Source organism: Rhodoligotrophos appendicifer, from assembly GCF_007474605.1.
Taxonomy (GTDB): domain Bacteria; phylum Pseudomonadota; class Alphaproteobacteria; order Rhizobiales; family Im1; genus Rhodoligotrophos; species Rhodoligotrophos appendicifer.
Genome location: NZ_VHKL01000021.1, coordinates 1 through 21,721 on the forward strand (window position 1 = coordinate 1; position 21,721 = coordinate 21,721).

Genomic DNA, 21,721 nt, shown 5'->3' on the forward strand with positions numbered 1-21,721 from the left:
AGGGCGTATCGAAGCCTTCCGAATAATAGGCGAACCCGTCGATGTCCTTGACGGTCAGTCCGGCATCGTCCACCGCGGCGATGATCGCCTTGCAGACAAGCTCGGGCAGCGTCTGCGGCAGGGAGGTGCCGCGCTTGTAATAGGGCGTCGCCCCCAGCCCGGCGATGGCGGTCTTGTCGCGGATCGTCATGGCCGCTCGCTCAGCAGCGAGCGCCCGATCACCAGCTTCTGCACCTCGCCATTACTACCCACGAAGCTCGCTGAACGCATATTCAAAGCAATGCATCTCCTCAGCCTGATTTGGCGGTCAAAGCTCCGTCTACAACAATCTCGGCACCATTGATGTAGCTTGCCAGATCAGAGGCCAGAAACGCTGCAAGATGAGCCGTGTCATGCCCGCTACCCATCCGGCGTGATGGAATTCTCTGGACGTAACCTTCATAGATCGCCTCGACGTCGCGACCAGCCTTCTCAATTCCTCCCCGCGCCAACGGCGTGTCCATCATGCCGACCAGGATAGCGTTCGCACGAATTCCCTTAGGTCCATAGTCAATGGCGATGTTGCGGGTCAGTGCATTGAGACCAGCCTTGGTCATGTCGTAAAGAGGAGAGCTTATCCCCAGATGTCGGATGCTGGAGACCGATGAGATGTTAGTGATTGCGCCGCGGCCCATCTCTTCCATGATCGGCAGAACATGCTTGCACAGCAGGAATACCGATTTGAGATTTACGGCGACACAGAGATCGAAGCTCTCGACGGTCGCCCGGGCGATGCGGCCGGCCGAGGTAATACCCAGATTATTGTGAAGCACATCGACGGTGCCGAAGCGATCCCGGCAGCTCGCGAAGAGACCCTGGACAGCGGCCTCATCGGTCGCATCCAGCTGTACCTGAAGCACCTCTCCGCCAAAAGGCTGAACGGCCTCGGCGCAGGCACCCAACGCAGCCGCATCGCGGTCGGCCAGGACAAGCGTTGCGCCGCAGCGAGCAAATTCGACGGCCGTGGCACGGCCATTGCTAACAGTTTCTCCCGGCGCGCCGACTCCCACTAATACTGCGACGCGCCCCTGCAGAATTCGGCCGTACCCGGTCCTCTCATGTTCGACATTCTCAGCCATTGAGCTGCTTTCTCATGGTTATGCGATCGAATTTCCCGGCGGCGTTCATCGGCATCTCGTCCATCACTACTAGTTTTTCCGGCCATTTGAACTTCGCAGTACCTTGCTGCTGGAGGAAGGCATTGACCTCCTCCAATGTGAAGGGCCGCTTGTCGCGCAGGATGACGCAAGCCACGGTCCGCTCCCCGACCTGACTATCGGGAAGGCCGATGACGACTGCGTGGGAGATATCGGTGTGGCGCAGAAGCAATTGCTCGATCTCCTCGGCCTGGATCTTAAGACCCGAGCGGATGATCACGTTCTTGGTCCGTCCCGTGACGACGAGATTTCCCTGGGCATCGAGATGGCCAAGGTCGCCAGTGTTGAACCAGCCGTCGCGGTCATAGGCCTGGTTCGTGGCCTGCTGGTCGTCGTAATAGCCGGCCGAGATGTAGGCGCCGCGGATCATGACCTCACCATCGGGGTCGTCGCTCCCCAGAGGGCGCGCGATGCGGATCTCGATGCCGTTAAGAGGACGACCGCAGGTCTGCAACTCTTCTAATGGATACGAAGGTCGAGTAATGATCGCATAACCGGTCTCACTCGTCCCGAAACCAGTGACCGGGGCACAACTCGGCCAGCTCTTCTGCAGCCGCTCCACAAGCTGAGGCTGCACCGGCGCACCTGCCATCATAAGAACGCGCAGGGAATCGCCCCCGCCTCCAAGACGGTCGCAGACATTAAGAAGATCGACGACTTGCGTTGGAATTGCAAAGAGGGATGTTACCTTCTCGGCATCGATCCCTTTCAGGATCGCTACCGGATCGTAGACGCGCTGGATGACGATAGCCGCTCCAGATGCCATCGACAGCATGAAGCCCCACATGAAGACCCCTCGATGAGTGATCGGGGCGAAGGCGAGGAAAACGTCGGCGGGGCCAAAACCCATCTCTCGAACCAGACACCTTGCTTCGTTGAACTGCGTGTTCTGCGTATGCATATAAAGTTTCGGGTCGCCAGTGCTCCCGGAAGTAGCACCTATTAAGATCAGATCGTCGGGGTCAGGCGCCTCGATGTCATCAACGATAGAAGACGGTCCTGCGAAGGCTTCGTCGATGGGGCGATCGACGTCAACCAGTCGCGCTGTAAAGCCGAATCCGCCGTCCCCGCGTAGGGATTCCACCAGCGGCCCATAGTCAAAGGATCTGAAGTTTGGCGTGTGGACATACATCTTCGGTTGCGACCGCCTGAAAATCTTCATCACATCGTTGTGGCGGTAGCTTGAGTTGATGCCGTGGAAGATCGCCCCTATCCGAAACAGGGCAAGCGCGACAACGATGATGTGCAAGCTGTTGGGGAGTTGCACCGCGACGATATCTCCGCGGCGTATGCCTTCCGCATGGAAGCAGCCGGCAGACTTTTCAACCAGGGAGGCAAGCTCCCTGCGAGTGACCCTGCGATCGCCATCAACTACAGCCAGATGATCTGGATCATCCATCAGGTGCGTCGCCATTGTCTGCAGTAGGTGGTCCGGCGTCCAGTGGCCGGCCGCGTAATTCACGTCGAAATCGCGTTTGGTGTACCGATGCAGGATCGTGCCCGATCGGCTTTCGCGTTGAATCATGTCGAGAGCTTTGATCACAGCAAAAATCCTCCATCAAGCAGGAGGCACCCGCCGGTCATATAGCTTGATGCATCGGATGCTAAGAAGATCATCGCACCATCAAGGTCTGTGACTGTTGCAAAGCGTTTAAGGGGAATTTTTCCTCTCAAACGCTCGCCCTGCTCGCTCGCTAAAAAATCCTCATTCATGGGCGTCAGCACATAGCCTGGCGCAACCACATTCGACCTGATCCTCCGCGATGCAAGCTCCAATGCCAAAGCTCGGGACAACATCAAGAGTCCTGACTTGGCGGCGGCATAAGAGGAAAGTCCGGTAATGGCGCGGAAGGCGCCGATCGAGGAGATGTTAATAATGCTCGCCCCGTCCGGCATAAGAGGTACGACCGCGCGGCTTACAAGAAACGGACCTTTAAGATTGGTATCCAAGGTCTCGTCCCACGCCTCTGTCGACATATCCAGCAAGCGGATCGGTCTCGCTGTTCCCGCGCTGTTGACAAGGACATCGATCCGGCCGACGCGGCCACGAACGCGCTCCATGGCCTCAGCGACAGAGGCAGGATTTGTAACATCCATGGCTAATGGCGTGACATCAAGGCCCTTTCCCGTTGCAAGGTGCAGGAGACCCTTACTTTGTTCGGCACTGCGGGAACATGCGATCACACGCGCCCCTCGACAAGCGAAAGTCTCGCAGAGATGTAGCCCTATCCCAGACGAGGCGCCGGTGATTAGAACAATCTTTTCATCGACTTCAAACATGGCACTCTTGCTTTACACTGCCCAGCACATCGTGCCGGCTAGTTCAGCCGACACGAGGCACTAGGCCAACACGCAATGCATGGGGGGAATGCGCCAAGAGTTCATGACGCCAGACAATTTCTTGATCGGGCAGCTCAAAATCCTCGTAGTGAGCCAATAATTCCTCGAAGGCGATGCGAGACTCCATCCGCGCCAGGGGGGCGCCAAGGCAGAGATGTATGCCCATCCCAAAGCCGATATGACCGCTGCGACCGCGGCCAAAATCAAGCACTTCAGGGTTGGGAAACTGCGCGGGATCTCGATTGGCTGACTTCAAGAGTAGGAAGATACGCTGCCCGGCGTGAATGTGCTGTCCACCGATCTCCATATCCTCCTTCGCCACCCGAACCACCGCGGGGACCGGTCCGTCGTATCGGATCAACTCCTCCATAGCGGGACCGATCAAGTTGCGATCATCGGAAAGCTGTTGCAGCTGCGGTCGGTTAGATAGAAGCGCAAGCATCGAATTCACAAGCATACTGGCAGTCGTCTCAGGCGCTGCGAACAGGATCAGGATCAGGGTCGAAACTATCTCGTCGCTGTTCAAGCCGCTGTCGCTGTCCATCGTGAGGAGAAGCTGGTCGAGCAGCTTCTCGGACCGTTGAGCTCCGGCGGCTAGCTCAGAGGAGCGGGTGGCCACAAGATCGCCAAAGAAAGCTTTCATCTCGCGCATCATGCCCGCACTGTTCTCATATCGACCCTCCTTTCCAGAACCGAGAACAAATTCCGCGATGCCGGCCGACCATTCGCGGATGCGTTTGACTTCGTCACTGGGCATTCCAAAAAAGTCGGTGATAACAAGAGCAGGAAACTGGAAGGCGAACTCATCGAGAAACTCGATCTCTCGTCGGTCACCGAATCCATTGATCACTTTTCGAACAGTCGCCCTGATCATTGGCTCATGCTGTTGCAGCGCGCGTGGGGCAAAACTTCGCTGCAATATAAGGCGCAGTCGCGTGTGCTCAGGTGGATCGATAAAGGGCAGCCAGTGCTCCATGACCTTATGCATCACGATCATGGTTTCCTGAACGTCACCAGTCGCTTGATTCACGAAGGGTGACATCTTTTCTACTGAAGCATTGGGAGATAACAACAGAGCCTTGACGCAATCATAGCTCGATATCAGCCACGATTTGTGGCTCTCGCTCCAGAGCACCCCGCCGGCGTCTCGCAAAGCTTCGTAATGAGGGTAAACGTTCTGACTGAAGGAGGGTGTGTTCAGCCTGAGTTTTTTCAGTTGGGCGATTGTAAGATTCTTTGCACCAGACATCTCAGCCGCATACCTATAAGCGAATTTCCATTCATCATCCGATTGTCGGACAACGCCCGGGAGAAAGCTAGGATAAAGTTTTACGAGCGTCGACCGCGGGTTTTTACGGACGCACGTGTCCCGGTCCCCTGAACTTGTGTATCGGCGATGGCGACTGTCGAAGCCCACTGCTCCTCGATCAGTTTTTCGAATGGGCTGTATCCAATCAGCTCATAACCCCGCTGGAAGTCCGCCGTGTGCTTACGCATCCACTCCTCTGCGAGGAGATCGTCCCTGGCTTTCATTGCAGCGACAATATTTCGGTGGGCCGTCACGACCCGCTGATAAGTCTTTAGCCTTGGTAGGATCACTCTGGCCGAAGGCATCATCAGCATTGAGACAGGCTGGCGAGCGATCTGGAGTGGCTTGTTGTCCGCAGCAGCAGCGATCATGCTGTGAAATTCCAGATCGAGTTCCATGAAGCGGTCAAGATCATCAACATTCCTGGCCATTTCATCGATGTTATCGCTCATCTTTTCAAGGACTTGAGGGGTCGCCTTGAGTGCTGCCAGCCTCGTTGCGGCCGGCTCGAGGACCATGTAAGTCTCCCACAGTTCAAGGAAGGTGACGTCATGGAGCACCAGCGCCCTGCTAACCCGTGTTGCCAAATCGAGGATCTGGGGCACTGCGATCGTGAGCCGCTTAGCTGCGCCTCGCTCCACCAAGCCATTCTGCTCTAAGAGGCGGATTCCCTCCCGCAGAGTCGAACGGTTTATATTGAATTGTTCCGCCAATTCGGTCTCAGTTGGCAGAAGGTCTCCGGGCTTTAGTCGGCCCTCCATAATGAGGCGTTCGATGGTGTCGAACACCACCCGGTATGCCGGAAGCACGTCGAGCCTCTTGAACGGTCCAGCTTCCGATCTCGCTACCAATGCTCTCTGCCCCCTGATATCGCGCGCGGTCGACTTATCCGATCGCCGCTAAGACGATCGGACACCAGGGTCCACCTAATGTCCGATCGTCAAATTTACCAACTAGATTACTGTTTCACGAGCGAACACTTGCTTGCGGAGAGAGGCTGATAGGCTTGGTCAGCGGGAACCGTGGCCAAGATGTTGTAGTAGTCCCATGGAGCCTTCGACTCCTCAGGCTCTTTCGCCTGTGCGAGATACATGTCGTGGACGAAGCTGCCATCCTCACGCAGCCGGCCATTTTTGAAAATATCATTGACCGGAATCTCCCGCATTTTGGCCATAACTGCCGCTGGCTCGTCAGTACCTGCATCTTGAATAGCCTGGAGGTAGAGCTTAGTAGAGGAATAGACACCGGCTTGGGTCATAGTCGGCATCTTGTTCATCTTGGCAAAGTAGCGCTTAGCAAAGGCGCGTGTCTGATCGTCTTGATCCCAATAAAAGGCCGATGCGAAGAGCAGGCCCTGGGCGTTTTTCAGGCCCAATGCGTTGACATCGGTGATGAACACGGTCGTCCCGGCGATCTTCTGGCCAGCTTCAACGATTCCAAACTCAGCTGCGCCCTTCATTGAGTTGATGAACTCCGCACCGGAATTGGCTAGCACAACCACCTGTGCGCCGGAGGATTGCGCCTGGAGCAGGTAGGATGAGAAGTCATGGGTGTTCAACGGGTGCCGAACAGCGCCGACTTTCTCCCCGCCGTTCTTCAGCAGGAACTCGGTCATCACGTCCTCCAGCGCCTTTCCCCCCACGGTGTCCTGCACCAGGAAGAACCACTTTTTGCCGACATCCTTCACAATAGCGCCGGCTGCTGTGCTGGCGAGGGAGTAGACATTATACGCATAGTGGATCGTGTTTGAGTTACATTGCTCGTTCGTGATGCTCATCAAAGCTGCGCCGTTGACGATGGCAATTCGGTTCTTTGCCTTGGCAAGCTGAGAGATCGCCAAAGCAATCGGCGATCCGGTTAGGTCGTTAATCATGTCGACCTTCTCGACATCGAACCATTGGCGTGCAGTGGTCGAGGCCACATCAGGCTTAATTTCGCTGTTGGCGGAGATGACCTCTACGGGCTTGCCGAGTACTGTCTTGTTAAAATCTTCGACAGCCAGCTCAGCCGCGGCAACCGAGCCGGGGCCTCCGAAATCGGAAAAGGGACCTGACAGATCCGTCAGAATGCCAATTTTCACGACGTCGTCGCTGACACCCTGCGCTGCTGCGGCAAATGGGGCGAGGGCAAGACAGCCCAAGAGAAGCGTAGTCAAAACCTTTATACTCATTTGTATTCCTCCCAGATTGTCACAAGAATATCTTGTTATTTATCAACTCAATGATGAGGGGACGATTTACTTGGAATTTTTCCTAAGATCTGCTGATTTACAAGAAACAAGTTGACCGCCCTCTCCGTTCTACCACGCATCCAGATGCGCTGACGCTTGGCCGATTGACAATATGCCGATCCCGAGCAACAACATGAAGCGCTGTCCAACAATACGACATACGGATTTGATGGCAATGGCGGGTGAAATAATTCTTTCCGCACGGGGCCTGACGAAGGTGTTCGGGGGGCTGCACGCGGTTCGCGACGTCGATCTTGACGTGCGCAGAGGCTCCATCCACGCCCTGATCGGCCCGAACGGTGCTGGCAAGACCACATGCTTCAACCTGTTGACGAAGTTCCTGCCGCTGACGAGGGGTCAGATAAAGTTCAAAGGGTTGGACGTCACCTCTGTAGGGCCAGCCGACATTGCACGAATGGGGCTCGTTCGCTCATTCCAGCTTTCGTCCGTCTTTCCAAACTTGACGGTGGCAGAGAATGTGCGGGTGGCCTTGCAGCGGACGCGAGGGGAATCCTACGATTTCTGGCGTTCGGCCAAGGTTCTTCAGCGCTTTGACGCAAAGGTCCGGTCGTTGCTCGAGGTCGTTCGTCTGACGGAGTGGGCCGAGCGGCCGGTGGGCGAACTTTCCTATGGACGCAAGCGTGCCTTGGAGGTCGCCACTACCCTGGCGCTCGAACCCGAACTGCTATTGCTCGACGAACCCACGGCCGGCATGGGGGGAGAGGATATCGAACACATCACCCAATTGATCAAGAGCGTCTCGAAGGACCGAACAATTCTTATGGTGGAACATAATCTCGCGGTCGTGGCGTCGCTGTCAGACACGATCACGGTGCTGGCGCAGGGGCAGATCGTTGCGGAGGGTGATCACGCCACCATCTCCAAGGATCCTGTGGTCATCGAAGCCTATATGGGCAGTGGCCATGCATGAGCCCTTTTTCAGGCGAGCTATCCAAGGTCCGCCCCATCGAGCCTTGGGTCGTCACTTTAAGACAAAAAATAATTGACGTCGGCACGGCGAGGCTTCGCCCAGCTGACGCGAGGGAGGCTACACTGAATGATCGAAATCTTCGGCATGCCGATCCAGGCTTTTTTCGGACAGGTCATGCTTGGCCTGATCAACGGCGCTTTCTATGCCACACTAAGCCTTGGCCTGGCGATCATCTTCGGCCTGCTGAACGTGATCAATTTCGCCCATGGCGTCCAATACATGATGGGCGCTTTTGCGGCTTGGCTACTGCTGAACTGGCTGGGTATCGACTACTGGGGGGCCTTAATCCTGGCGCCCCTGATCGTCGGCGGCATCGGCATGGCGATCGAACGACTCTTCATTTCACGAACCTACAAACTAGACCATCTTTACGGTCTGCTACTGACCTATGGCATCGCACTCCTGATCGAGGGTGTGTTCCATATGACTTTCGGTACCTCGGGCGTGTCCTATGAAGTTCCGGAGCTGTTAACCGGCGGGCGAAACCTGGGATTTATGTTCCTCCCCAATTACCGTCTCTGGGTCATTCTGGTCTCGCTCGGAGTCTGTATCGCAACTTGGTTCATTATCGAGAGGACTGCGCTGGGTGTTAATTTGCGGGCGGCGTCGGAAAACTCCACCCTCACCGAAGCCTTCGGCATCAATGTTCCCAGACTGATTACCCTTACGTATGGGTTCGGCGTCGCGTTGGCCGCCTTCGCAGGGGTCCTTGCGACACCGATTTATTCCATCAATCCGAACATGGGCTCCGATCTCGTGATCATCGCCTTCGCGGTAGTGGTGATCGGCGGCATGGGCTCAATCCTGGGCGCCATTGTCGGGGGGTTCGGCTTGGGGCTGATTGAGGGCCTCACCAAGACCTTCTATCCGGAGGCCTCCGCTATGGTGGTCTTCGTCGCCATGGCCATCGTACTGCTCCTCAAGCCGGCTCGCTTCACAATTGCCACCGTGGCTGAGGGGATTCCCGGGGACAACCCGCGCATCGCTCAAAAAGTGCATCTTATAATGTTCGCCTTGACGGTGGCGATCTTGATCGTTGCACCGTTCCTCTTCTATCCGGTGCTGGTCATGAAGGCGCTCTGCTACGCGCTATTCGCAAGCGCTTTTGCCTTCCTGCTCGCCTATAGCGGGCTCCTGTCGTTCGGCCATGCCGCCTATTTCGGTATCGCCAGCTACATGACCGCCTACGGGGCCAAGCATCTCGGATTTTCGCCGGAGCTTGCGATCGTCGCCGGCGTCTTGGTGGCAATCGTTCTCGGTGCCGTTCTCGGTGCGATCGCCATTCGCCGACAGGGTATTTACTTCTCCATGATCACGCTTGCGCTCGCACAGATGGTTTATTTCATCTGTCTCCAGGCAGAGGGGATCACAGGCGGCGAGGACGGTATCCAGGCAGTGCCGCGCGGCACCCTATTCGGAATTTTCTCGCTCAATGACGACATGTCGCTCTATGTCGTCGTAGCCATCGTCTTCCTCGCGGCGATGCTATTCTTGTATCGGGTCATGAACTCGCCCTTCGGCCATGTCGCCCGTGCCATCCGGGGCAACGAGGCCCGGGCCATTTCTCTCGGCTATAAGGCAAACCGGCACAAGCTTCTCGTATTCATCATCTCGGCCGGTCTCGCGGGGCTGGCCGGCTCAATGAAGGCAATCGTCTTCCAGCTCGCATCCCTAAATGACGTACATTGGTCGATGTCAGGTGATGCTGTCCTGATGACGCTCGTAGGCGGCGTGGGCACATTGTCTGGGCCGGTGATCGGCGGCATCTTCGTAGTCTGGATGCAATACTTCCTCGCCGGAATCGGCTCCTGGCTGCTGATTGTCAAGGGCGCGATCTTCATCCTCTGCGTGTTGCTGTTCCGGAGTGGGCTCATTGGCACACTGGCGAAGCGGCTACGGCTGCCCCTTTAGGTGCGGTCACGCGGCTACCTTTGCATTTCAACACTAGGAAGCGCGAAATTGAAGAACACCATTCTAATCGTCGGAGCTTTGGGAACAGTCGGTCGCGCCGCGCTGGAATATTTTGAAACCTTGCCAGACTGGAACGTGGTCGGTGTCTCGCGCCGAAGCCCCGACTTCGCCACACAGGCGCGTTGGGTCTCGGCCGATCTTCGCGATGCAGATGATGTCAAAGCCAAATTAGGTTCCATGCGAGACATCACCCACATCGCCTACGCCGCGGTCTTCGAGAAAGCCGATGTGACTAAAGGGTGGGCGGAGGCTGATCACGCGGAAATAAATCTTGGCATGCTGCGCAATCTCGTAACAACCGTCGAGAAGGCTTCACCCAAGCTCCAACACATCAGTGTGTTGCAGGGAACTAAGGCCTACGGGGCCCATCTCGGACCATTCCGCATGCCCGCCCGCGAATCCGACCCACGCTATATGCCGCCGAATTTTTATTACGACCAGATGGATTGGCTTGCCGAATTCCAGACCGGCAAGGATTGGACCTGGACGATTTTTCGGCCTCAGATCGTCTGCGGCTTGGCACTGGGAAGCCCGCTCAACGTTGTCACCGCGATAGGCGTATTCGCCGCCATTTCTCGCGAGTTTGGAATGCCTCTGCGCTATCCCGGCGGACCGGAGAAAATCGGCGAAGCCACCGATGCGAGGCTTATCGCCAAGGCAATGGAATGGGCGGCCTCAAGCCCGTCGGCAGCGAATGAAGTGTTCAATGTCGCCAATGGCGACATCTATATCTGGCAGAATCTCTGGCCCGCCATTGCGCAATTGTTCCGTATGGAGCATGCACCGCCAAACCCGTTCTCGCTGGCCCGGATCATGCCGCAGAATGAGGCGATCTGGGACCGAATCGTAGAGCGGCACTCTCTCGCTCGTAACAGCTACAAATCCGTCGTCCCGTCCTGGCAATTCGCGGATTATCTTCTCGGTTACGGCCAACGGCCCAATCCGCATCATGTGAGCACAATCAAGATCCGCAAAGCGGGATTCCATGAGTGCGTCGATACCGAAGAGATGTTCCTCGGGCTGTTGGCGGAATTGCAACGCCGCCGTGTCTTGCCCGATTGACAGAGCGAGTCCTGCTCTGCAGACTCAGGTCCACATACTGTTCGACTTGCAGAGTGTTGTTCGTGGCAAAAATCGTCAGAAGTTCGTCGGGTGCAACTGAGACCGAGGGGGGGTCACAGAACCTATCCTCGGCGATGACAGTCTTGTCGACTCTTGACTACCTCGGAGGCGCCCGCAGCCGAAGGCTCCCTGAAATCATCACCTTCCTGGGCCGACCAAAATCAACGGTCCTCCGCCTTTTGGAAACCCTGGTCCGCAGCGGCTTTGCGAGACGAGTTGGACCGGGCGAATATTCAGTGACGGTGAAGTTGTGGCGACTAGGCTGTCAGGCGATCAACGAGACCGATCTCAAAGCTCTCATTTTGCCCGCGATCAGGAAGATGTCCATGGAGACGGAGGAATCCGGCCTCTATGCGGTCTATGAGGACGGGTATTCTGTCTTCGTTGAAAAAATCGACAGCCCGCAGCCCGTTGCAGCGAGTGTGACAATCGGAAGTCGCGCTCCAGCTTACGCGACCGCGACAGGCAAATCCATGCTTGCCTACCAATCGACCGAAGAGATCGAGCGAGTGCTGCGCGCGGCGCAGGTCTGTTCTCCGCGCACCGTCATCGATTACGCCAACCTGCAGATCCAACTCGCACTGGTTCGCGAGAGGCGGCTTGCTTTTTCGTCCGGCGAGTGGCGCGAGGATATCGCTGGAGCAGCAGCACCAGTCTTTAACCGCTTCGGCGACGTAATCGGCGCCATCGGCATTTCCTGCCCAAGAAGCCGTATGGATCAACGAATGGAGTCGCTTGGAAGGATCGTGCATACCACGGCGCAGGAACTGTCGGCGAGCCTTGGAGCCCCCGTCTCCAGTTGACGAGGAGTAAGGGTATGGGTCTCAGAACCTTGGTTACATTTCTGGAGATGACCCAGCCGCCTTCTTCCTATCGGAAGAAACCACCGCTTCCTAATCTCAAACTCGATTTCGGTTACCCGCTCTCGCCGGATGCCTATGTCCGTTTAGTCGATGGTGTCGGAAGGGCATTTCACTGGGTTGACACGTTGCGCCTGCCCCGGTCTGCACTTCATTCTCGGATTGATGATCCCGACAGAACGATGGGGATCGTGAAAATCGATTGTTATCCTGCTGGCTTGTTCGAGATCGCTCCTGTCGGAGCTGATGAGATCGAGATCGTCTATCTCGGTCTGATGCCGCATGCGACCGGCTCCGGATTGGGAAAATGGCTTCTGGACTCGGCGTTGCAAGCGGCTTGGACAAAACGGCCAAGGTCGGTTGTCGTCCGAACTTGTACACTTGACCATCCGGCGGCCCTACCCCTCTACCTCAAAGCTGGTTTCAGAGCGGTCGGGCAGCAGTGGGATACCGTGGAACCGCTCACCAGTGCCGAAATTCGCGCGTGTCCCTTCCCCTTAAACGATGAACAAAATCGTTGACTCTCACCGATGGCGCCCCCTACTCTCATTGAAAATGAGACCTTGGTCCATATAATGAGACCATTGCATAGGGAGTGTTACGAATGTCGGAGCGTGGTGACCGGAGCCGGTTTCAAATCGAAGAGAGAAATGTCTTCTGGCCGGTTCACAGGGAGCCAAAGTCCCCGCCACCAGAACCGCTAATGATAATGGTGGCGCCAACCGGGGGCTCAATCACGCGCCACCAAAATCCAAACCAGCCCTATCTGCCTGAGGAAATCCTCAAAGAGGTGAAAGCGTCCTACGATGCCGGCGCTCAGATCCATCATTTTCATGTTCGCGATGCCCAGGGCTTTGGCAGCGAGCGCATGGAGGACTATCAAAAACTCCATGACCTCGTGACGGCTGCGTGCCCTGGCATGAGTACGTCGTTAAACCTCACGCGTCCGCTGGACAACGACAGTGTCGAGGAGCGGTTCACATTAGAGAAGTTGCCATTCGGTACGACGGTCGTTGTGAATGTGGGCTCGATGAATGTCGGGCCGAAAGTCTTCGTGAACTCGGAGCAGTTCATCATTGATGCCTGCCTGTTTTTAGAAGAACGCGGACTTAAACCGGAACTCGCTTGCTACAATCAGCGCATGCTGATCGATGTCAGTGAAATCCTGATCGCGAAGGGGGCGATCAAACCGCCCTATTTCATCAATCTTTGCCTCGGCATCCACAGTGCCACACCGGCAACCATCGAGAACCTGCTGTCGATGGTGAATCTGATGCCCGAGGGCGCGCGTTGGGTGATCAGCCCAGGCGGCCGCAACTGGCTGACCGTCAATGCCATGGCGATCGCTCTCGGTGGTCATGTCCGGGTCGGGATGGAGGACATGGTTCACTACTACAAACATTCCGACGAGATCATCGATAGCTGCGCTACCTGCGTGCATAAGATGGTTCAGATCGCCGAGGCCTTCGGCCGGCCGCTGGCAACGTTGGAAGAAACACGCGAGATGCTGAGCGTTCCGGGCTTCGTGCGCAACCAGTAGGAGCAGGTGTATGGGCCTGATACACGAGCCGGGCCGCATCGGATCGTTGACCGTTCCCCGACGCTCGGTCTTCCCTGCGATGCTGATGAACTACTGCAGCGATCGGGGCGAGGTGACCGAGCGCCTTATCGGCTTTTATCGCCGGCTTGCCCGCGGAGGCTTCGGCCTCATTGTCACGGAGTGCATCTTCCCACAATTCAAAGGCGGCATCGCCACGCGTGGCCTCGCGCTCTATGACGACCGCTTCATTCCAGGCTTCCGACGGCTCGCGGCCGCTGTCCATGAAGAAGGTGCTTTGCTCGGGGCCCAAATCTTCTTCGACGGCGCAGGACGAACCTTTGCGTCCGAGGAGACAGTATCGATTGGACCCAGCGACCTCACGCCATGGAACGGCCCTTTCATGCGGCCCATGAGACATGACGATCTCGAAATCATGACTGCAGACTTCGCCGCAGCCTCCCGCCGCGCCATCGCTTGTGGTGCCGATCTTATCGAATTGCATATGGGCCATGGACATCTGCTCGGCCGCTTCGCCTCTCCCTATTGGAACCGTCGGGAGGATGAGTTCGGCGGCTTGACAGATGCTCGCATGCGTTTTCCTCTGATGGTGCTGGCCGCTGTTCGCGACGCGGTCGGAGACCAAGTGCCCATCACCGCACGTTTCTGCCTTAGTGAGCAGATCGAAGGCGGCATTGAACTGCCGGAAGCAATTGCTATCGGCAAAATCCTCAAGCGGGCCGGACTGGACGCCATCCACACCAGTGTCGGGACCGGAACCAGCCCAAAGGGGCTAGCCAGCATCTTCCCCACGAGCTTCGCGGCGGAAGCGCCCTTCGCGCGGTGGGCAGCGGAGTTCAAGCGCGACGTCGGAATCACAACAATCTTTGCCGGCAAGGTAACGTCGCATGGCACTGCAGAGAGGCTTCTGGCCGAGGGTGCGGCCGATTTTATCAGCGTCGGCCGTGCCGCCTTGGCTGATCCGGATTGGCCCAGCCGCACCCCTGATCAGACGGTCCCTTGTATCGGCTGCAATCAAGGCTGCACCGATAGTCTGATCTCAAGAAAAGAAATCGTTTGTACAGTGAACCCTAGCCTCGGCTTCGAGGCAGAATTCGCGAGCGTGGTGGCCGCGAAGGGTCAACCCCGCTACGGCGTTATCGGAGCGGGTCCCGCCGGCATCACGTGCGCTCTTGCGCTCTCCGACCGCGGCGCATCCGTAACGCTCTATGACACGGCAGAAGAGATTGGTGGCCTGTATCGCTACTGCGAGAAAATTCCCGGAAAGGAGCAATACGGTCGCTACATGACGTGGCTTCAAGAGCGAGTGCAATCGTCGAGTATCGTTCTCAAACTTGGACCAGATGCTATCTCAGCAGAGGAGGATGCAGCCGGTTTCGACCAACTTTTCTGGGCTGGAGGTTCTGTTCCTAAGCAATGGCCGTCCGAGGACCTTTCAATCCCGGTAATCGATGGGTGGGAGTTTTTAGATGCTCCCGAACTGTTACAGGGACCGCGCCACGTAGTCGTGGTCGGAGCAGGACAGATCGGCTGCGATGCAGCGATCTGGTTGGCGAATATTGGCCACTCGGTCATCCTCTGTGATCGGGATGATGATCCGCTCGGAGCTTTTAGGGCCCGTCGCTTCGATTATGAACGTGCGTTACTGGGCAGGATGGTAACTCTTCACCCATCGACCGAGGTTGTGGCAAAGGGCGGAGACACGATCCTTCTGAAAGATTGCCACGAGGTGTCGGAGCAGTCCACCGACATCATCATAACCGCAGTCGGACGGCTCAGCCGAACACGGCCCGTCTTCGCAACCCAGGCTATCGCCATTGGAGATGCAGCCCGCGTCGGCACAGCACTTGAGGCGATCCGGCAAGGGACTTTTCACGGAGCATTCACAGTCTGAAGCAGCTCCATCCCCCTCGCGTATGTCGCTCCAATCGAGAACTTCCATCGTCGGGCGCCAAAAAGATTAAGAAGCCTTTTCCGAATGAACCCGGGCTTGTCCAACGGCCTCAATATTGCGCGGGGAGAAAAATGGCGTCGTCAGCAGGGCTAATGAAACTCTGCAGTCAGAAGCGGCTGGTGTGAGTAGCCGCCTACGGACTAAGCTGGCGGGCCATCCTATGACCGCATCCAGCACCCGAAAGCCTATGGATCGAATTTTGTCGACAATCTCCATATGAAGAGACTTCCAAGGGCTGGTTTGGGTATTATTTATTGACGAAAAATGTGTCAGCGCACCGAACATGCGCGGTTGACACGTATAATTGTCGACATTAGCTTGAACATTATCCATAAGGGATTACGATTTGATATCTGCCAGTATCACCCTGTCGCCCACGATGGTCTCTGTGACGGCGCAGCAGATACAGGAGGCGATCTTTCGTGGTGAGTTTCCGCCGGGTTCGCCGCTTCCGGAAATCCCGCTGTCCCGACGATTGGAAGTGTCGCGCGGAGTAATCCGCGAAGCCCTGCGAGGGTTGGCTGACGGTGGCCTTGTCGTGATTAGCCCCCGCCACGGCGCCCAAGTCTCTCCGGTGTCTCCGAAACTCGTACACGAGGTTTACTCACTTCGGGCGGTGCTCGAAACATTCGCCGTCAAACTCGCCATAACATCTGGGCGTGTTCATGGGGAGGCAGCTTCGACTGTGGAGAATGCATATCAATCGCTCGCGGCCGCAGCCGAGCAGAATGATAAGCTTGCGCTAGTCGAAGCAGATATGGCCTTTCATTGGGCGGTCTGCAGCCCTTGTGGCCACGAGTTGCTGCTCGAACACCTGAAGCAACTTCAGGTTCGAACTCGGCTCTGCATTCTCTTTACCAAAGTCTACAGCACCGACGCAGAGAGCGAAGCCCTTTCGCATCGACCGATCCTGAATGCAATTCTAGCCAGCGATTTAGATCGTGCAGAAACCGCACTGAGGGACCACCTCTTAATGGCTGGGCAGCGGCTTCTGGTGCGCCTGCTGGAAAGTGAGCCGCACAAAACTAAACGTAGCCTCAGAAGCAAGCTAAATGTCGGCAACTGACACTGTTCTGGCCGTTCGCCAGCTGCGAAAAACTTTCGATGGCGTACCCGCTGTAGACGATGTTTCGTTCGATCTCATGCAGGGTGAAACGGCAGCTTTGCTGGGACCGAGCGGTTGCGGCAAGACATCAACCCTTCGGATCATCGCAGGCTTCACATCTCCGGATCAAGGCAGTGTCGCCATGCTGGGGCGCGATGTTACCAGGAAACGGCCCTATGAACGCAACATTGGCATCCTCTTTCAGGATTACGCACTGTTCCCACACATGACGGTGGCCGAGAACATCGCATTTGGTCCGCAACATCGCGGCCTGTCGAAGAGCGACATCAAGGAACGGGTGGAGCGTTACCTTGACCTAGTGCACATGGGCAATTATCGCGACCGTCATCCGACGAACTTGTCCGGAGGACAGCAGCAGCGGGTCGCTCTCGCGCGTGCCCTGGCTACAGAGCCGGAAATTTTGTTGCTCGATGAACCATTATCGGCTCTCGACGCTAAAATGCGCGAAAGTCTGCGAACCGAACTCAAGCAGATACTTGCACAAACCGGCGTGACAACGATCATTGTTACACACGATCAGGAGGAGGCCCTTAGCCTTGCTGACCGAGTGATGGTCATGCATCGGGGCCGGATCCTACAGGATGCTGCCCCTCGGGATATATACGAGAAGCCGGCCAGTCGGTTCGTTGCCGAGTTCGTCGGGCGGTCCAATTGGCTGCCGGGAAAGATCTACGGAAAAGGTAACTCGGCCGTCTTTCATGGCCCGGGTGATATTCGCCTGCCGGCACCAGGTCATCTGTCCGTAGATCAGGAGATACTGTGCTTTGTACGGCCAGAGAAAATCAGCCTAGCAGAGCGAGGTGCACCGTTGCCGAGCGGCCTTATTTCTCTTGATGGGACGGTTCGAGACGTCATCTTTCTTGGACAGGATACCGAGGTCACTGCTGATGTCAGCGGCAATCTCATAACAGCGCTGATCCGGGACAGTAAGGTCGACTTCCTAAGGTTGGGCACGCCAGTTCACCTGAGATTTGCCGCTGGCGATCTCGGCTACGTCAAAGACTAACATAATTTTTGCAGGGTGTGAGGAGTAGTCAATGTCCTATTCAAGACGTATTTTCCTGAACTTGGTCCTGATCTCATCTATCACTCTCGGACTGGGCAAGCTGAGCGTGGCTACCGCGGAAGACAAATCCATCGTCGCCGTGGAGTGGGGTGGCGGCTATAAAAAGGCCATGGACGAGATTAACGAAACTCAGGACGATGTGAACGTAACGTTCGAGTTGCATGCCGGCGGCGCTGCAGCAATTCTGGCCAAGATCAAAGCTGCTTGGCCTGAGACAAATTACGATGTCGTGGCCGCCTGGAACCCAGTATTCGGCTCCATGATTTCAGAGGAGTGGATCGAAACTGTAAATGCCGAGGAGATGTCCAATTTGCGCGATATCCCAAAGGCGCTCTTCATGACAGACGCAGACGGCAATCTGAAGGCCATTCCGCGCAGTATCACCGGCCAGCATTGGGGATATCGATCTGATCTCTGCCCCTTTGAAATAACCAACATCCAGGACTTACTCGATGATCGTCTCAAGGGAATGGTGCTTTTTCCGGCACCAATGCTGAACAACAACATGCAGATGGTCTCCATCGCCAGGGCTCTTGGCGGTGACGAAAAGAATATGGAGCCCGCATGGGACTTCGTGAAGGAACTCGCAAAGAAGGGTAATATTGGCCGCGTCTCCACGTCCGACAGTGAGACATTCAACTCCTTGTCCAGTGGTGAGACCTGTGTAGGTTTCAGTGCAACCACCAGCTTCGGCAGGGTCGCCGAAGTTGCACCTGTCGTTTACTTAACCAAGATGCCAGAGAACAGCGGGTTTCGCACGGCGATCGTCATGGAAGGCTGGGCGATCTTAAAAGGCGGCAAAACTGCCGAGGCTAAGGAATGGGTCAACCTTATGCTTAGCCCAGAAAACAACGAGGCGTTCAATGCGTCTATTGGTACGGTGCCGGTCAACAGCAAATCCAAAGCTAGCGAAAAGCTCGGCCATATTACCTTCACCGAGGAGGAACTGGCTAAGTATACCTTCATTCCCGACTGGTCCTATCTCTCGTCGAATGTGAACGGATGGGTGCAGCGTTGGGAAAAGGAAGTGGCACCGCTTCTCTAAAGCCGGCGAACGAACGGGAGCGCAGGACATGTTCAGCCTTAGGTGGCGAGTTGGCGCGGTGATCCTGCCCTTTGTATTCTATGTCGTGTTCTTTCTTGCGCCGCTGTCGCTCTCATTCTTCGAGAGCCTGCGGACCTATGTGGCCGGCGCCATCGGCTCCTCGGCTAATGCGCCGTTCACACTAGAAAATTACATTGCCCTTCTCTCGCCAGCCTATCTCGGCTTCCTAGGCCATACCTTCAGGTTGTCGCTCATTGCGACGGTTCTGGTGCTGCTTGCTTCATATCCTTTCGCCCATCATTTGGCGCGGCGTCCGTCGGGGACAACGCGTAAACTTATGGTGTCGGGTCTGGTGCTGCTGCTTTTCATGAGCACGCTGGTCAAGGTCTATTCGTTGTCGATCTCCCTGGGGCCCACTGGCTTTGGTCGCCCGCTCGCCGCACTGCTGGGCACGCATCCGAATAGCCGCATGATGAGCGAGATCTTTGTTGTCCTCGGCCTGTTTGGTTTTCTCTATCCAATCGCCACACTGATGCAGATTGGGACGATACAGAACATCAATCCCCGTTACTTGGAGGCAGCCCTCGCTCTAGGCGCCAACAGGCTGACTAGCCACTTTAAGGTTGTTCTCCCACTGTGCATCGACGGCCTGATTGCTACATTCCTCGTGATTTTTACGCTGGCCATCAGCGCTTTCGTGATTCCGATGATCCTTGGCCGCGGGCACATCACGTTCATCACTAATTTGATCTACACCCGATTCAGCGAGCTAGCGAATTATCCTAGCGGCGCAGCACTCTCGATGCTTATGCTGGTGATTTCCCTCACTATGGTGTTCGTTTTCAGCGGTCTATTGAGCCGCTTCGTTGCACGTCGCCTCAAGACGGTGCCAGAAACATGAAACGCGTTTGGGACGATATCGGCTTTGCAATCTTGATATTAGCACTGGCAGTAACTGCGACGATCCTGATCGTTCCGTTGATTTATGCCATTGCGATGTCGTTCGAGCCACGCGGCTTCATGGGACCTTTCCCGCCTCCCGGGATATCGTTGCAATGGTACGAGCGTTTCTTTGAAAGCCCTTATTACATGCGCGCGCTCGGCATCAGCCTACTGGTGGCGACGGTCTCGGCTTCGATTTCGGCCCTGTTTGGGGCTCTGGCGGCAGTTGGCATTTCCCGTGGCGGTTTTCCCGGTGCGCAGTTCCTCAGCGTGCTGTTCTTGTCACCCCTCGTGGTGCCCGGGGTGGTGATCGGCTTTTCGCTGTTGCTGTTCTTCTCGCGCACCGCAGTTGCCGGCGACCTGGTCAAGATCCTAATCGCGCATGTGCTGCTCACGTTGCCCTATACAATCCGGGCGAGTTTGGCGGCAATGGCCGGCATCAATGCCAACATCATCGATGCGGCCCTTAGCCTCGGCGCCACCGAGGGCCAGGCGCTGCGCAAAGTCATCTTGCCGCTTGCGCGTACCGGTATCGTGACTGGTTTTATCTTTGCCTTCTGCTTCTCTCTGGATGATGTCGCCGTCACCATTTTCCTGACCAGCCCGACCGTTTATACGCTGCCTGTCGCACTTGTAAGCAACATGAAGTCGAATTTTGACCTGACCATCGCTGCGGCCTCAATCATGTTGATGCTGTTCGCTTTGGTTGTGATCCTCGTCCTCGACCGAGTGGTCGGCATAGAAGCCGTCATGGGTAAGGGCATGTACAGAGATTGACCATTTCAAAAGCATCGGAACTATGACCTTGCCGCACACTATTCCTTCCAATGTCGAAGCAAGTTTCATCGAGACATTGTTGCAACCACTTATCCGTCTAAATACCGAGAACCCGCCCGGCAATGAACAGCCGGCGGCCGCTCTCGTCACGGCCTATCTCGATCGGGCAGGTTTTAACGTCGAGGAGATCGTAGCCGCCCCGGGGCGCAGCAATGTCATCGGCGTTGCACAGGGGAGTCGAGCGGGGAAGACCATCGTCCTCAATGGACATTTGGACACCCAGCCGCTGGGGCGTGACACCGGTTGGACCCGCGATCCCTGCAGTGGGGATATCTCCGGTGGCCGCATCCATGGCCGTGGTACCGGAGATATGAAATCAGGCGTAGCGGCCATGATTGCCGGCGCGGAAGCCTTCCTGAAGGGGGGCGACGACTTCGCCGGTCGGGTTGTCCTACTTGCTTCGGCCGATGAAACATCGGGAGGTTATCTCGGCGTAGGTGCAGTGCTCGACAAGCTTGCCGCATTGAAACCGGACATGGCGGTGATCTGCGAACCGACGCTCGGCGATGTAGGGATCGGTCACCGCGGCGCAGGCTGGATAGAGATCACAGTGACAGGGAAGGCCGGGCAGGCCGGTAAGGTACATACCGGCATTAACGCGATTTTGGTCGCCGCCGACATGATCGCCATTTTAGAGCGCGATCTGCCCGCCACTTTCCCGGTCGGGCGCTCGCGCTGGTTGCCGGAACCATCGCTGAATATCGGCTCGATCAATGGCGGAATAAAACCCAATATAATTCCGCAGGTCTGTCGTTTCGTTCTTGATCGACGCGTCACATTGGGTGAGACCGTGGAAGATATCGTCGCGCCGGTGCACCAGATCGCATCGGCAGTTGCCGAGCGATGGGCCGCGCAGGTGACTGCAGAGGTCATAATGTTCGTGCCGGCAAGCGAAGTGTCGGAGGACGAACCGATCATCGCGGCTTGTGCTCGTGCTTTTGCCGAAGTGACCGGGAAAAGCGGCAAGTTGCGTGGCATAGGCGGCTTCACGGACGCGCATTTTTTTATAGACAAGTTGCACGTCCCAGCAATCAATTTTGGCCCCTGGTACATCACCCCGAATCCTCGGGGCAGCTATTCTGACATTCCCGACGAATATGGTCTGATCGACGAGATCGTGACCGGCGCGAGAGTTTATGAACACCTACTCAATCTTATTTTGCGCGGAGATTGA

Annotated in this window: 19 protein-coding genes and 2 pseudogenes; 14 read left to right on the plus strand and 7 right to left on the minus strand. The window is 56.4% G+C overall.

Annotated features, from left to right (window positions below):
- From FKM97_RS25685 to FKM97_RS25715, 7 genes and pseudogenes are all read right to left on the minus strand, one after another.
- Positions 1–190: pseudogene (locus FKM97_RS25685) on the minus strand (thiolase C-terminal domain-containing protein); the annotation flags it as partial.
- Positions 191–290: 100 nt separating this feature from the next.
- A complete protein-coding gene (locus FKM97_RS25690) occupies positions 291–1,118 on the minus strand; it encodes an SDR family NAD(P)-dependent oxidoreductase (RefSeq protein WP_144295317.1) in 828 nt (275 codons plus the stop codon).
- Positions 1,111–2,739 (minus strand): class I adenylate-forming enzyme family protein, encoded by a 1,629-nt coding sequence (locus FKM97_RS25695; RefSeq protein ID WP_144295318.1) that lies wholly within the window; start codon positions 2,737–2,739, stop codon positions 1,111–1,113. Before FKM97_RS25695 ends, FKM97_RS25690 begins: the two co-directional genes overlap by 8 nt.
- Positions 2,736–3,476 carry an SDR family NAD(P)-dependent oxidoreductase gene (locus FKM97_RS25700; protein ID WP_144295319.1) on the minus strand — a complete coding sequence of 247 codons (741 nt, stop codon included), beginning with the start codon at positions 3,474–3,476 and terminating at the stop codon, positions 2,736–2,738. The genes FKM97_RS25695 and FKM97_RS25700 overlap by 4 nt, the downstream gene beginning before the upstream one ends.
- Positions 3,477–3,519: 43 nt before the next feature.
- A complete protein-coding gene (locus tag FKM97_RS25705; RefSeq protein WP_144295320.1) occupies positions 3,520–4,785 on the minus strand; it encodes a cytochrome P450 in 1,266 nt (421 codons plus the stop codon).
- A gap of 80 nt (positions 4,786–4,865) precedes the next feature.
- Positions 4,866–5,654 (minus strand): FadR/GntR family transcriptional regulator, encoded by a 789-nt coding sequence (locus FKM97_RS25710; protein ID WP_205015309.1) that lies wholly within the window; start codon positions 5,652–5,654, stop codon positions 4,866–4,868.
- A 149-nt stretch (positions 5,655–5,803) separates the two neighbouring features.
- Positions 5,804–7,015: an ABC transporter substrate-binding protein gene (locus FKM97_RS25715; protein ID WP_144295321.1), complete on the minus strand. Its 1,212-nt coding sequence runs from the start codon at positions 7,013–7,015 to the stop codon at positions 5,804–5,806.
- Between the two features lie 235 nt (positions 7,016–7,250).
- On the opposite strand from FKM97_RS25715, the gene FKM97_RS25720 reads away from it, so the two are divergent.
- From FKM97_RS25720 to FKM97_RS25780, 14 genes and pseudogenes are all read left to right on the plus strand, one after another.
- Positions 7,251–8,006 carry an ABC transporter ATP-binding protein gene (locus FKM97_RS25720; protein WP_144295322.1) on the plus strand — a complete coding sequence of 252 codons (756 nt, stop codon included), beginning with the start codon at positions 7,251–7,253 and terminating at the stop codon, positions 8,004–8,006.
- A 126-nt stretch (positions 8,007–8,132) separates the two neighbouring features.
- Positions 8,133–8,996, plus strand: a pseudogene (locus FKM97_RS27125) (branched-chain amino acid ABC transporter permease); the annotation flags it as partial.
- A gap of 138 nt (positions 8,997–9,134) precedes the next feature.
- A complete protein-coding gene (locus FKM97_RS27130) occupies positions 9,135–9,977 on the plus strand; it encodes a branched-chain amino acid ABC transporter permease (RefSeq protein ID WP_342783580.1) in 843 nt (280 codons plus the stop codon).
- 48 nt (positions 9,978–10,025) lie between these two features.
- A complete protein-coding gene (locus tag FKM97_RS25730; RefSeq protein ID WP_144295324.1) occupies positions 10,026–11,099 on the plus strand; it encodes an SDR family oxidoreductase in 1,074 nt (357 codons plus the stop codon).
- Positions 11,100–11,242: 143 nt separating this feature from the next.
- The gene (locus tag FKM97_RS25735; RefSeq protein ID WP_170241148.1) at positions 11,243–11,962 is read left to right on the plus strand and encodes an IclR family transcriptional regulator; all 720 of its coding nucleotides are present in this window, start codon (positions 11,243–11,245) and stop codon (positions 11,960–11,962) included.
- Positions 11,963–11,976: 14 nt separating this feature from the next.
- Positions 11,977–12,540: a GNAT family N-acetyltransferase gene (locus FKM97_RS25740; RefSeq protein ID WP_144295326.1), complete on the plus strand. Its 564-nt coding sequence runs from the start codon at positions 11,977–11,979 to the stop codon at positions 12,538–12,540.
- Between the two features lie 83 nt (positions 12,541–12,623).
- Positions 12,624–13,559 (plus strand): beta-keto acid cleavage family enzyme, encoded by a 936-nt coding sequence (locus FKM97_RS25745; RefSeq protein ID WP_144295327.1) that lies wholly within the window; start codon positions 12,624–12,626, stop codon positions 13,557–13,559.
- Positions 13,560–13,569: 10 nt separating this feature from the next.
- Positions 13,570–15,471: an oxidoreductase gene (locus tag FKM97_RS25750; RefSeq protein WP_144295328.1), complete on the plus strand. Its 1,902-nt coding sequence runs from the start codon at positions 13,570–13,572 to the stop codon at positions 15,469–15,471.
- A 448-nt stretch (positions 15,472–15,919) separates the two neighbouring features.
- On the plus strand, positions 15,920–16,597 hold the full coding sequence (locus FKM97_RS25755) for a GntR family transcriptional regulator (protein WP_170241150.1): 678 nt from the start codon (positions 15,920–15,922) through the stop codon (positions 16,595–16,597).
- Complete coding sequence (locus tag FKM97_RS25760) at positions 16,584–17,663, plus strand: ABC transporter ATP-binding protein (protein WP_144295330.1); 1,080 nt, start codon at positions 16,584–16,586, stop codon at positions 17,661–17,663. The genes FKM97_RS25755 and FKM97_RS25760 overlap by 14 nt, the downstream gene beginning before the upstream one ends.
- Before the next feature lie 31 nt (positions 17,664–17,694).
- Positions 17,695–18,768: an ABC transporter substrate-binding protein gene (locus FKM97_RS25765; RefSeq protein WP_144295331.1), complete on the plus strand. Its 1,074-nt coding sequence runs from the start codon at positions 17,695–17,697 to the stop codon at positions 18,766–18,768.
- Between the two features lie 28 nt (positions 18,769–18,796).
- The gene (locus FKM97_RS25770) at positions 18,797–19,669 is read left to right on the plus strand and encodes an ABC transporter permease (RefSeq protein WP_144295332.1); all 873 of its coding nucleotides are present in this window, start codon (positions 18,797–18,799) and stop codon (positions 19,667–19,669) included.
- On the plus strand, positions 19,666–20,487 hold the full coding sequence (locus FKM97_RS25775; RefSeq protein WP_144295333.1) for an ABC transporter permease: 822 nt from the start codon (positions 19,666–19,668) through the stop codon (positions 20,485–20,487). Before FKM97_RS25770 ends, FKM97_RS25775 begins: the two co-directional genes overlap by 4 nt.
- 22 nt (positions 20,488–20,509) lie before the next feature.
- A complete protein-coding gene (locus FKM97_RS25780) occupies positions 20,510–21,721 on the plus strand; it encodes a M20 family metallopeptidase (protein WP_144295334.1) in 1,212 nt (403 codons plus the stop codon).